The 11,516-nt window shown below is 71.7% G+C and carries 10 protein-coding genes and 1 pseudogene; 4 read left to right on the top strand and 7 right to left on the bottom strand.

The features are described from left to right. Positions 1-455, bottom strand: a 455-nt coding sequence (locus tag AC2H6A_RS13965) for an ABC transporter permease (protein ID WP_484274207.1), incomplete at its 3' end; no start/stop codon positions are given. A 116-nt stretch (positions 456-571) separates the two neighbouring features. Further along, a complete protein-coding gene (trxC, locus tag AC2H6A_RS13960) occupies positions 572-1,003 on the bottom strand; it encodes a thioredoxin TrxC (protein ID WP_484274206.1) in 432 nt (143 codons plus the stop codon). A 111-nt stretch (positions 1,004-1,114) separates the two neighbouring features. On the opposite strand from trxC, the gene AC2H6A_RS13955 reads away from it, so the two are divergent. Beyond that, on the top strand, positions 1,115-2,101 hold the full coding sequence (locus tag AC2H6A_RS13955) for an SLAC1 family transporter (protein WP_484274205.1): 987 nt from the start codon (positions 1,115-1,117) through the stop codon (positions 2,099-2,101). A gap of 62 nt (positions 2,102-2,163) precedes the next feature. Here AC2H6A_RS13955 and AC2H6A_RS13950 read toward each other — a convergent pair whose 3' ends face one another. From AC2H6A_RS13950 to AC2H6A_RS13935, 4 genes are all read right to left on the bottom strand, one after another. Further along, positions 2,164-2,586, bottom strand: a complete 423-nt coding sequence (locus tag AC2H6A_RS13950) for an H-NS histone family protein (RefSeq protein WP_484274204.1) — start codon at positions 2,584-2,586, stop codon at positions 2,164-2,166. Positions 2,587-2,748: 162 nt separating this feature from the next. Continuing rightward, on the bottom strand, positions 2,749-3,786 hold the full coding sequence (locus AC2H6A_RS13945) for an AlkA N-terminal domain-containing protein (RefSeq protein ID WP_484274203.1): 1,038 nt from the start codon (positions 3,784-3,786) through the stop codon (positions 2,749-2,751). Next, positions 3,707-4,636, bottom strand: coding sequence for an allantoinase PuuE (puuE, locus tag AC2H6A_RS13940; protein ID WP_484274202.1), 930 nt, complete (start codon positions 4,634-4,636; stop codon positions 3,707-3,709). The genes AC2H6A_RS13945 and puuE overlap by 80 nt, the downstream gene beginning before the upstream one ends. Further along, positions 4,633-8,169 (bottom strand): pyruvate carboxylase, encoded by a 3,537-nt coding sequence (locus AC2H6A_RS13935; protein ID WP_484274201.1) that lies wholly within the window; start codon positions 8,167-8,169, stop codon positions 4,633-4,635. Before AC2H6A_RS13935 ends, puuE begins: the two co-directional genes overlap by 4 nt. 239 nt (positions 8,170-8,408) lie before the next feature. Here AC2H6A_RS13935 and AC2H6A_RS13930 point away from each other — a divergent pair, with 239 nt between their 5' ends. Then, a complete protein-coding gene (locus AC2H6A_RS13930) occupies positions 8,409-9,995 on the top strand; it encodes a S8 family peptidase (RefSeq protein WP_484274200.1) in 1,587 nt (528 codons plus the stop codon). Positions 9,996-9,997: 2 nt separating this feature from the next. Beyond that, the gene (locus tag AC2H6A_RS13925; protein ID WP_484274199.1) at positions 9,998-10,510 is read left to right on the top strand and encodes a hypothetical protein; all 513 of its coding nucleotides are present in this window, start codon (positions 9,998-10,000) and stop codon (positions 10,508-10,510) included. A 21-nt stretch (positions 10,511-10,531) separates the two neighbouring features. On the opposite strand, the gene AC2H6A_RS13920 is transcribed toward AC2H6A_RS13925, so the two are convergent. Continuing rightward, entirely contained in the window at positions 10,532-10,897 is a 366-nt protein-coding gene (locus AC2H6A_RS13920; RefSeq protein ID WP_484274198.1) for a hypothetical protein, read from the bottom strand. Between the two features lie 11 nt (positions 10,898-10,908). Here AC2H6A_RS13920 and pepN point away from each other — a divergent pair. After that, positions 10,909-11,516, top strand: a pseudogene (gene pepN, locus AC2H6A_RS13915) (aminopeptidase N); the annotation flags it as partial.

The raw sequence follows: 11,516 nt of genomic DNA, 5'->3' as shown, positions 1-11,516 counted from the left end.
GCCTCGTGCAGCAGCGTGGCCATGGTGGCGGCCTTGCCCGCGCCGAGCGATGCCAGATAGGGACCGAACTCGGCCAGGGCGTCTTCCAGGGTCTGACGGGCCAGGGCGGTGATGAGCGGGGCCACCAGGAGCGCCTGGGCGATGACCATGGCCGGTGGGGTGAAGAGCAGGCCAAGCGGCCCAAGAGGCCCGGCGCGCGAGAGCATGAGGTAGACGATCAGGCCGACCACCACCGAGGGCAGGCCCATCAGCGCATTGAGCGCGGCGATGACCGCGCCGCGGCCGCGAAACGGCGTGAGCGCAAGCCAGGCCGCCAGCGGCAGGGCCACCAGCGCGGCGAGCAGCGTGGCCGCGCCGCTGACCTCGATGCTCAGCCGCACCACCGGCCAGAGGCCGGGCAGGGTGCCATCGAGCAGGCCGACCAGGCGCGACAGGGTATCCGCGGAATCCGACATGCGCCGGAATCTAGCAAATCGGCGCGGTGCATCGGCGCCTGGATGCGGATCCGCCGGCGCGTGACGCTCGGACCGGGGCAGCCGGAATCCGCGGCCGCCCGCTCAACGGCGGCGACTCAGCCGGCGGCCACGGCGCTGTCCACCCAGCGCACGAGATCGGCCGCGCTCATCGCCCCGCTGCGCCGGGCGATCTCACGGCCGCCGGCGAACACCGCCAGGGTGGGGATGCCGCGAATGCCCAGGCGCTGCGCCACATCGGGCTCGAGATCGGTGTTGACCTTGGCGAAGGCGACACGGTCGCCCATCTGCCGGGCGGCAGCCTCGAACTGCGGCGCCATCGCGCGGCAGGGGCCGCACCAGGGCGCCCAGAAGTCCACCACCACCGGCTGGCCGTGACGCGCAAGCAGGCGCTCGAAGCCGTTCTCGTCGAGTTCCCGCGGCGCGCCCGTCAGCAGCGCCGCGCCGCACTTGCCGCAGACCGGCTGCTCGCCGAGACGCGTCTCGGGCACGCGGTTCACCGTGGCACAATCCGGACACACCAGTTCCATCCCGCTCTCCCTGCCGGCTTCCGGCCGGCGATCGTCGCGCGACCCCTTCGCGCCGCTGCCATCCCGGGCAGGTGGGGATGGCCCGCCGCCGACGCAAGCCCCCTCCGGTCCATGTCCACCCCCAACGACCCTCTGCAGCATCTCGGCCCCGCCTGGTTTGCCCCCGTGATGGGCTGGAGCGGCCTCGGTCTGGCCTGGTTGCGGGCCCAGCCCGCGGCCGGCGACATGGCCCGCCAGACCGCCGTGGCCTGCGCGGCTGTGGCCGCGGCGGTGTTCATCGCGGTGCTCGCGGCGTCGACGCTGCGGGTCTTCCGCCACCGCGGCGCGCTCCAGGCCGATCTTGCCCACCCGGTGCGGCACGGCTTTGCCGCGGCCCTGCCGATCTCGATGATGCTGCTGGCCACGCTCGGCATGGGTCTGGGTCTGCCGGCGACACAACTGGCCCCGCTCTGGTGGTGCGGTCTGGGCCTGCAGCTCGGGGTGACCGTCTGGGTGATCGGGCGCTGGCTGGCAGGACGCCTGCCCTGGCCCGGCCTGACCCCGGTGATGTACATCCCGATCGTGGGCAATGTGCTGGTGCCGCTGGGCGCGCTGCCACTGGCGCAGTCGCAGCTCGCCTGGGCCTGCCTGGGCGTGGGCGTGTTCTTCTGGCCGGTGGTCACCGCCATGGTGATACTGCGCCAGGCCCAGATGCCCCTGCCTGACCGGCTGGCGCCGTCGTGGTTCATCCTGCTGGCACCGCCCTCGGTGACCGGGCTGTCGGCGCTGGCGCTGGGCGCACCCGGCTGGGTGGGCATGGCGGCACTGGGCATTGCCGGCCTGACCCTGGCGGCCGTGCTCACCCGGGTGCCCGCCATGTGGCGGGCCGGCTTCGGCATGCCGGCCTGGGCGGCATCGTTTCCGCTGGCGGCGATCAGCGCCCTCACCCTCAAGCTGAGTGAATCCGAACCCGCGCTGCAATCCCCCGGCGTGCTGCTGCTGGCGATCGCTACCGGGGTGATCAGCGGCCTGAGCCTTGCCACGTTGCGCGGCCTGCGAGCCGGCACGCTGCTGGTGGCGGAACCGGCGCCGGCCGCCCCGGCGGCCGGCACGCCCTGAACACGGTGGCGACCGACCGGGACTGACGGACGGACCAGCCGTCCATCAGCCTGTCAGCGGCCTCAGGCTGCCAACGGGATGAGCAGATCGGCCAGGGTGCGACCGGCCTCGAGCTGGGCCTCGACCCACTTCGGCTTGCGGCCGCGACCGGTCCATTCCTCACCGGCCGGCCCGCGGTACTTGGGCGCCACCTTCTTGACCGGGCCGTCCGAGGCCTTGCGGCCCTTGCGCCGACCGGCCTTGGCCGGCACGGCATCACCGTCAGCGCGGGCGGCGGGCTTGGCCACTGGCTTGGCACCGGCCTTGCGCCCGCGGCCCGGACCGGCCGCCGGCGGCGCCAGGCCGATGTCGGCTGCGGTGAGGCCGAATTCGGCGATCTTGCGACGGATGTCGCGGATGGTGGTGGCGAGCTCCTCCTTGCGGGCGGCTGCGGCCTGGCGCTGGAGTTCCTCGATCTGGGTCTGGAGTTCGCGGTAGGTGGGCATGGATTCGCCTTCTGTGATTTATTCCGAGAGGGATCCGGATAATCCCGGAGCTGATATTCCGGAGATTGTCCGGATTCAGATTCTGCCGGCCAGAATAATCAGCCAGAAAATTTCGAAAATCAATCCGGAATTAAATCTGCGCATCGGAAATATTCATTCGGATTAATCCGCTGGACCGATGGCCGAACCCCGCCAGAGATGCATCACCGCGTACGCGCGCCACGGACGCCAGCGCTCGGCCACGGTCCGGGCCCGGGCCGGCGTGCTCGCCCCGAGCACACGCATCAGCACCAGATCGCCAGCCGGAAAGGCGTCACCCCAGGCCAGTGCCCGCATGGCGATGTACTGGGCGGTCCAGTCGCCGATGCCGGGAAGCGCCCGCAGGGCCTCGAGCGTCTGCGGCACCGGCGCGTCGGGCGTCAGACGCAGGCCCTGATCACGGATCGCGCGGGCCATCGCCACGATGGCACCGGCGCGCTGCCGGATCAGGCCGCACGCGGCGAGTTCGGCCGGGTCGCAGTCGGCCAGGCGCGCGGCCGAGGGAAAGACCCATCGGGGGCCCGTGCCGGAGCCGTGATCGGCGCCGGGGTCGGGGTGAGGATCGGCATGGGGATCGGCGTCGGGGCCGTCGTCGTCGGCAGGACCGGCAAGCGGCGTGCCGAAGCGCCGCGCCAGCCGGCCGGCCAGGGTGTGGGCCGCAGCCACGCTCACCTGCTGGCCGAGCACCGCGCGCACCGCCAGCTCGAACCCGTCGAAGGCGCCCGGCACGCGAATGCCCGGTGCCTGCGCGGCCAGTGCGCCGAGGCTGGCGGCCACCGCCGCCGGCTGGCAGTCGAGGTCGAAGAGCCGCCGCAGCCTCGCCTGCAGCGGCACGGCCACGGGGGCCAGCGCGGCGTCCAGGCGCACCCGCAGCACACCGCGGGCGGTATCGGCCTGCACGCACACCCGACCGGCATGCTCGCGCCCGCCGGCATCGAGCCGCACCGCCCGGCAGTAGCCCTGCGGCCCGAGGGTCTCCACGCCCGGGATCAGCCGCCGCGCGAGGAATCCGGTGACGAAGTCCCAGTCGTAGGGCGGCTGCCAGGCCAGTTCGACCTGGCGCGGCGCGCCGCCCCCTGACTCAGGCGGCGGGTTGCCAGGGATGATGGGCGATCCAGTGGTCGGCGATGTCGATTCGCCGGGTGACCCAGACCCGGTCATGGCGCTCGATATGGTCGAGGAAGCGCTGCAGCGCGAGGAAGCGGCCGGGCCGCCCGAGCAACCGGCAGTGCATGCCGATGGACATCATCTTCGGCGAGTCGGCACCCTCGGCGTAGAGCACATCGAAGCTGTCGCGCAGGTACTCGAAGAAATGCTGCGCGGTGTTGAAGCCCTGCGGCGAGGCGAAGCGCATGTCATTGGCATCGAGCGTGTAGGGCACCACCAGGTGCGGCACCCGCCGACCGTCACCCGTGGCGACCTCGGTCCAGAAGGGCAGATCGTCGCCGTAGTAGTCGGCGTCGTAGCGAAAACCGCCGTGCTCGACCACCAGGCGCCGGGTGTTCGGGCTGTCGCGTCCGGTGTACCAGCCCAGCGGCGCGTTACCGGTGAGCTGGCGGATGATCTCCATGCCGATGCGCATGTGCTCGCGCTCGGTGGCCTCGTCGATGCCCTGGTAGTGGATCCAGCGCCAGCCGTGGCAGGCGATCTCGTGGCCGAGCTCGACGAAGGCGCGGGTGACATCCGGGTGGCGCTGCAGCGCCATCGAGACCCCGAACACGGTGAGCGGCAGGCCACGGCGCTCGAACTCGCGCAGGATGCGCCACACGCCGGCGCGCGAGCCGTACTCGTAGATCGACTCCATGCTCAGGTGACGATCGGGATAGGCGGCCGCGCCGATGATCTCCGAGAGGAACTGCTCGGAACCGGGGTCGCCGTGCAGCACGCAGTTCTCGCCGCCCTCCTCGTAGTTGAGTACGAACTGCACCGCCACCCGGGCACGGCCGGGCCAGTTGGCGTGGGGCGGGTTGCGGCCGTAGCCGACGAGATCACGGGGATAGGCGGGGTTCATGAGAGCTCCACGAGGAGGTCGCGCGCGGCGATGGTCTCACCCACGCGCACATGCACGGCCCGGATCGTACCGTCACGCTCGGCACGGATCTGGGTTTCCATCTTCATCGCCTCGAGCGAGACCAGCGGATCGCCGGCGCGCACCGCCTGGCCGGCCTTGACCGAGACGGTGACCACCATGCCCGGCATCGGCGCCGGCACATGACCGGCATTGCCCGGCTCGGCCTGGGCGCGCTGCTCGCGGCGCGGCGCACCGGCCTTGTCGACCCGCATGGTGCGCGGCTGGCCGTTGAGCTCGAAGAAGACCTTGACCACGCCCTCCTCCTCGGCGGGCGCCGTGCCCTGCATGCGGATCACGAGGGTCTTGCCGGGGTCGAGGCCCACCGCGATCTCCTCGCGCTCGGCCATGCCGTGGAAGAAGGCCGGCGTGGGCAGCACGCTGACATCACCGAAGCGGCGTTGATGGTCGGAGTATTCCTTGTAGACCTTGGGGTACATCAGCCACGAGGCCAGCGCCTGATCGTCGATCTGGTGACCGCAGGCCCGCTCGGCCTCGCGCCGCGCCGCCTCGAGATCGACATCGGGCAGGGTGTCGCCGGGGCGGTAGGGCTGCGGCGGCTCGGCCTTGAGCACCTTGCGCGAGAGCGCCGGCGGAAAGCCATCGGGCGGGAAACCGAGCTCGCCACGGAACAGCGACACCACCGACTCGGGGAAGGCCACCTCGCGCGCCGGATCGGCGACATCGGCGGCGGTGAGGTCGTTGGCGACCATGGAGAGCGCCATGTCGCCCACCACCTTCGAGGTGGGCGTGACCTTGACGACATCGCCGAACAGGCGGTTGACCTCGGCATAGGCGCGCGAGACCTCGGGCCAGCGGTGTTCCAGACCCATGGCGCGGGCCTGTTCGCGCAGGTTGGTGTACTGGCCGCCGGGCATCTCGTGGTTGTAGACATCGGCAGTGCCGCTGCGGATGTCCGACTCGAAAGCCGCATACTGCCGGCGCACACCCTCCCAGTAATGCGAGATCTCGAGCATGGCGTCGAGATCGATGCCGGCAGGCTGGCCGGCGCCGCCACCGCGACCGGCCTTGAAGCGCGGGTCGCGGTCGGAGCCGGCGAGCGCGGCGACGATCGCCGAGAGATTGGGCTGCGACGTGAGCCCGCTCATCGCATCCATGGCGCCATCGACCGCATCGGCGCCCGCCTCGATCGCCGCCAGCACCGAGGCCGCCGCCGCGCCACTGGTGTCGTGGGTGTGGAAGTGGATCGGCAGGCCGGTCTCCTCCTTGAGCGCCTTGACCAGCAGCGACACCGCGCGCGGGCGCGCCAGGCCGGCCATGTCCTTGATGCCCAGCACATGCACGCCGGCGTCGCGCAGCTGGCGCGCGATGTGGGTGTAGTAGCGCAGGTCGTACTTGCGGCCGTGGTCGAAGACATCGGCGGTGTAGCAGATGGCGCCCTCGCACAGCGCGCCGGTCTCGAGCACCGCGTCGATGGACACCCGCATGTTGCGCACCCAGTTCAGCGAGTCGAACACCCGGAAGATGTCGATGCCGGCGGCCGCGGCCTGCTGCACGAAGAAGCGCACCACATTGTCGGCATAGCTGGTGTAGCCCACCGCATTGGCGCCGCGCAACAGCATCTGCAGCGCGATGTTGGGCACCGCCTCGCGCAGCTGCGCCAGACGCTGCCAGGGGTCTTCCTTCAGGAAGCGCATGGCCACGTCGAAGGTGGCCCCGCCCCAGCATTCCAGCGAGAAAAGCCCCGGCAGCAGGCGCGCATAGTGCGGCGCCACGCGCAGCATGTCGATGGTGCGCATGCGGGTGGCCAGCAGCGACTGGTGCGCATCGCGCATGGTGGTGTCGGTGAGCAGCGGCCGCTGCTCGGCGAGCATCCACGCGGCGAACTTCTTCGGGCCGAGCTGACGCAGCAGCGTGCGGGTGCCGGGCGGCGGCGGCGCGAGCAGGTCGGCCCTGGGCAGCGGCAGGTGCAGGTGGCGCAGGTCGGCCTGCGGCCGCCCCTTCATGTCGGGATGGCCGTTCACCGTGACCTCGCCGAGATAGCGCAGCACCCGGGTGGCGCGGTCACGGCGGCGCGAGAACTTCAGCAGCTCGGGGGTCTGGTCGATGAAGCGGGTGGTGACCGTGCCGGCGACGAACTGCGGGTGGTTGATGACGTTCTCGACGAACTGCAGGTTGGTGGCCAGGCCGCGGATGCGGAATTCGCGCAGGCCGCGGTCCATCCGCCGGATCGCCTCCTCGGGCGTGGGCGCCCAGGCCGTGACCTTGACCAGCAGCGAGTCGTAGTAGGGCGTGATCACCGCGCCGGTGGAGGCGGTGCCGCCGTCCAGGCGCGGGCCGAAGCCGGCGGCGCTGCGGTAGGCGGTGATACGGCCGTAGTCGGGGGTGAAGCCGTTCTCGGGATCTTCGGTGGTGATGCGGCACTGCAGGGCGTGCCCGTTGAGGCGGATGTCGGCCTGCGCCGGCACCGGCGAGCCCGGCTCGCCGATGCGCGCGCCCTCGGTCACGCGGATCTGCGCCTTGACGATGTCGATGCCGGTGACCTGTTCGGTCACGGTGTGCTCGACCTGGATGCGCGGATTGACCTCGATGAAATAGAACTTGCCGGTGTCGGCGTCCATCAGGAACTCGACGGTGCCGGCATGCGTGTAACCCACCGCACGGCCCAGCGCGAGCGCCGCCTCGCACAGCGCCTCGCGGCCGGCGGCTTCCAGGTAGGGCGCGGGCGCGCGCTCGACCACCTTCTGGTTGCGCCGCTGCACCGAGCAGTCGCGCTCGAACAGGTGCACCAGGTTGCCGTGCGTGTCGCCCAGGATCTGCACCTCGACATGGCGGGCGCGGCGCACCAGCTTCTCGAGGTAGACCTCGTCGTTGCCGAATGCCGCAGCGGCCTCGCGCCGGGCCACCGGCAGCTGCGCGGCGAGGTCGGCCTCGTTCTCGATCACCCGCATGCCGCGCCCGCCTCCGCCCCAGCTCGCCTTGAGCATCAGCGGATAACCCACCGCCTCGGCCGCGCCCGCGGCCACGGCGAAGTCCGCCTGCTCGGCGGTCTGGCGCTGGGTGTCGCTGGCATCGGGCGCCACGGGCGTGCGCGGCAGCACCCCGGTGGCCGGCATCACCGGCACGCCCGCGGCCACCGCCGCGTGACGGGCCGCGACCTTGTTGCCCAGGGTGGTCATCACCTCGGGGCTGGGCCCGATGAAGCGGATGCCGGCGGCCGCGCAGGCGCGCGCGAACGCCGGGTTCTCGGACAGAAAGCCGTAACCGGGATGGATGGCGTCGACCCGCGCGAGCCGGGCAATGCGGATGATGTCGTCGATGTCGAGATAGGCCTGCAGCGGCTTGCGTCCCTCGCCCACCAGATAGCTCTCGTCGGCCTTGAAGCGGTGCAGGGCGAAGCGGTCCTCGTTGGCATAGATGGCCACCGTGCGGATGCCGAGTTCGGCGGCGGCGCGCATCACGCGAATGGCGATTTCCGACCGGTTGGCGACGAGCAGGGACTGGATACGGCGCATGAGAGAGGGCACTCCGGGGAAGGCGGCGCGCCCGCGAAAGGGGCCAAAGGCGCGGGCTGCGAGGCGGTGGGCTGATTTGCTGCGATGCAGCGTATCGGAAGCCATGCGGGCCGACAATCAGGGATGTCGCGTAGACTCCAACGCCTGAAACCCGCACCGTCCGCCGCTTGACTCCGCACGCCTCGACCGCCCGCCGGCATTCGCGCCGGACCCCGCGCCCGGCCCTCACCTGCGCGTCGGTGCTGATCGCCGTGCTGCTGGCGGGCGGTTGCGGCGGCGGCTCCGGTGGCAGCAGCGCCAACGGTGGCGGCGGCACCGCCACCGTCGATGGCCTGCCGGTGCAGGACGGCTGCACCTTCCGCTACACCCTCACCAGCAGCCCGCAACTCACCGGTACCGACCCCCTGCTCGCCAGCCAGTGGCATCTCGCCAACACCGGCCAGAGCGGCGGCCTGGCGGGCGAGGATGTGCGGGCGAAGGCCGCCTGGACGATCACCCGCGGCGAAGGCGCACGGGTGGCGGTGGTCGATGACGCGATCGACATCCTGCACCCCGAGCTCTCGCCCAATGCCGTGGCCGGGGCGAGCTACAACTACCGCACCGGTTCGGTGGGTAACCGCTATCCGCTGCCCTGCCTGGCCGACGAGGTGCACGGCACGGCGGTGGCCGGCATCGTCGCCGCCCGCGATGGCAATGCGGTGGCCGGCGCCGGTGTGGCGCCGCGGGTCGGCCTGGTCGGCCTGAACCCCCTGGCCACCAGTTATGCCAGCGACATCGCCGATGCGCTGGGCCGCGGCCTGGCCGACACCGGGGTCTACAACAGCAGCTGGGGCTCGCCCGACAACGGCCGTCCCAACCGGGTGGATGCCAGCTTCGCTGCGGCGATCGACCACGGCATCGCCAACGGCCGGGGCGGCCGCGGCGCGGTCTATGTGTTCGCCGCCGGCAATGGCGGCTGCATCAGCACGAATGCCGCCGGCCAGTGCGTGGGCGAGAGCTCCGGCCTGGACGGCTACACCAACCACCTCGGCGTGCTGGTGGCCTGCTCGGTGGACCACCGCGGCCGGCGCCCGTCCTACGGCGAGACCGGCGCCAACATCCTGGTGTGCGGCAGCACCTCCGATGACGCCGGCCGGGCCGCGATCACCACGCTCGCCCCGCAGGGCGGCACCCGCAGCAACTTCGGCGGCACCTCGGCCGCCGCGCCGATGGTGTCGGGCGCGGCGGCGCTCGTGCTCGCGGCCAACCCTGCGCTGAGCTGGCGCGATGTGCGCCTGCTGCTGGCGCGCACCGCGCGGCGCAATGACGCCAGCTCCCCCGACTGGGTCACCAGCGGGCCCGGACTGCCCCACCACCCGGAGTACGGCTTCGGCACGGTCGATGCCCAGGCCGCGGCGAACGCAGCCCGCGGCTGGAGCAGCGTGGGCGGGTCGTCCTCGCTGATCGCCTGCGGGCCCTATGCCCGCAGCCCCGGCCTGGCCGTGCCCGATGGCCCCGCGGGTGCAACCATCGAGGACAGCGTGGTGATCGACGCCGCCAGCTGCGGCATCACCCGCATCGAGCATGTCGAGGTGGTCTTCAGCGCCGTCCATCCCTACATCGGCGACCTGCGCATCCGGCTGGTCAGCCCCAATGGCCTGGTCAGCCGGCTCGCTGACGCCCGCCGCTGCCTGGGCACCTGCGGCAGCTACAGCGACTGGCGCTTCAGCTCGGTGCGGCACCTGGATGAACCGGCGGCGGGCGCCTGGCGACTGCAGGTGACCGACCTGCAGGCCAACGACACCGGCACGGTCCAGTCCTGGGCGCTGCGGCTGTGGGGACGCTGAGCATGGGGAGCAAGCACCGCAGCCTCGCGGCCATGGCCGCCGCCCTCGCGCTGCTGGCCCTCGCCGGCCCGGCGCAGGCCCAGCAGCGCTACTGGTACGACGGCGGTGAGCGCCGCCTGCTGTGGGCCGAGAGCGGCCTGCTGGCGGACTTCAGCGCCGCTCCGGGCACCAAGCAGTCGGTGATCCAGCCCGCCCTCGGCGACAAGACGGCCGCGCCGACGGGTTCGGCGGCACTGACCGTGTACCGCGACCAGCCCGAGGCGGGCGGACGACCGCGCGCCCTGCCCGGCGGGGTGCTGGTGGGCTTCAGGCCTCGCACCACGGCCGCCGAGCGCGAGGCGCTGCTGTCGCGCCACGGGCTGCGCCTGATCCGGCCGCTCGGCGACCGCGCCGACTGGGTGCTGGTGGCGTCGCCCCCGGGCGATGCCTCGCTCGAGCTGGCCAACCGCCTGCACGAAAGCGGCGACTTCGCCAGCGCCTCGCCCAACTGGTGGCAGCCGCGTCAGCTCAAGTGAGCGCGGCCAGGCGGCAAGGTCTCAGCGCGGGCTCTCGTAGAACACATAGTTGGTACCGAAGTCGCTGATCTCGAAGTACACCCGCTTCTCGCCGGGGTCAGCCACACCGTTGAGGTTCTCGTCGAGGACGCCGTAGCCGTAGCGGTAGGGCCGCGGCTGCCTGTCCTCGGTGCCGAGCGCGGTGGACATCTTGTCGATGGCCACGAAACGGCGCACCAGCTTCTCGCCGGCATAGACCTCGAGCACCCCGTTGGTGCCGGTCCAGTTCTGGATGCTGCGCTGGATCCGGTTCTGGGTTTCCTGGGTGCAGCCCGCAGCCAGCATCGCCAGCAGCAGCGCCGCGAGGGCCGCGCGCCCGCGCCAGCCGATAGAATGGGATTCGACCATTGACGCCTTCCATGAACGACTCGACACCTGCCACCGTCAAGCGGCTGGACTATACCCCGCCCTCCCACGAGGTGGCCGACCTCGAACTCATCCTCGAGCTCAGCCGCACCGACACCCGGGTGACTGCCACCGCACGCTATCGCCGGCCGGCCGGCACCGGCGCGGCGCCGCTGCATCTGCACGGCGAGGCGCTCGAGCTGCTCGCCCTGGCCATCGACGGCCGCGCACTCGCACCGCAGGAATACCGGGTGGACGCGCACGGGCTCACGCTGCCCGACCCGCCGGCCGAATTCACCCTGAGCCTCACCAACCGCATCGATCCGCAGGCCAATACCGCGCTCTCCGGCCTGTATGTGTCCAACGGCAACTTCTACACGCAGTGCGAGGCCGAGGGCTTCCGTCGCATCACCTTCTTCCCCGACCGGCCCGATGTGATGACGCGTTATCGCGTCACCCTGATCGGCGACCGCGAGCGCGAGCCGGTGCTGCTGGCCAACGGCAACCTTGTCGAGCAGGGCCCCTGGCCGGCCGATGCCGACGGCCGGGCCCGGCACTTCGCGCGCTGGGAAGACCCCTTCCCCAAGCCGAGCTATCTGTTCGCGGTGGTCGCCGGCCGGCT

This window comes from Quisquiliibacterium sp., assembly GCF_982640115.1.
Note: the sequence above shows the minus strand (reverse complement) of the source record. Positions and strands in the feature narration are given on the sequence as shown.

What these genes read in the sequence shown, in the direction of transcription:
- trxC (WP_484274206.1), bottom strand. Translation starts at nt 1,003, where the DNA reads ATGGAACTGGTGTGTCCGGATTGTGCCACGGTGAACCGCGTGCCCGAG.
- AC2H6A_RS13925 (WP_484274199.1), top strand. Translation starts at nt 9,998, where the DNA reads ATGGGGAGCAAGCACCGCAGCCTCGCGGCCATGGCCGCCGCCCTCGCG.
- AC2H6A_RS13955 (WP_484274205.1), top strand. Translation starts at nt 1,115, where the DNA reads ATGTCCACCCCCAACGACCCTCTGCAGCATCTCGGCCCCGCCTGGTTT.
- AC2H6A_RS13920 (WP_484274198.1), bottom strand. Translation starts at nt 10,897, where the DNA reads ATGGTCGAATCCCATTCTATCGGCTGGCGCGGGCGCGCGGCCCTCGCG.
- AC2H6A_RS13935 (WP_484274201.1), bottom strand. Translation starts at nt 8,169, where the DNA reads ATGCGCCGTATCCAGTCCCTGCTCGTCGCCAACCGGTCGGAAATCGCC.
- AC2H6A_RS13950 (WP_484274204.1), bottom strand. Translation starts at nt 2,586, where the DNA reads ATGCCCACCTACCGCGAACTCCAGACCCAGATCGAGGAACTCCAGCGC.
- puuE (WP_484274202.1), bottom strand. Translation starts at nt 4,636, where the DNA reads ATGAACCCCGCCTATCCCCGTGATCTCGTCGGCTACGGCCGCAACCCG.
- AC2H6A_RS13945 (WP_484274203.1), bottom strand. Translation starts at nt 3,786, where the DNA reads ATGACCGGGTCTGGGTCACCCGGCGAATCGACATCGCCGACCACTGGA.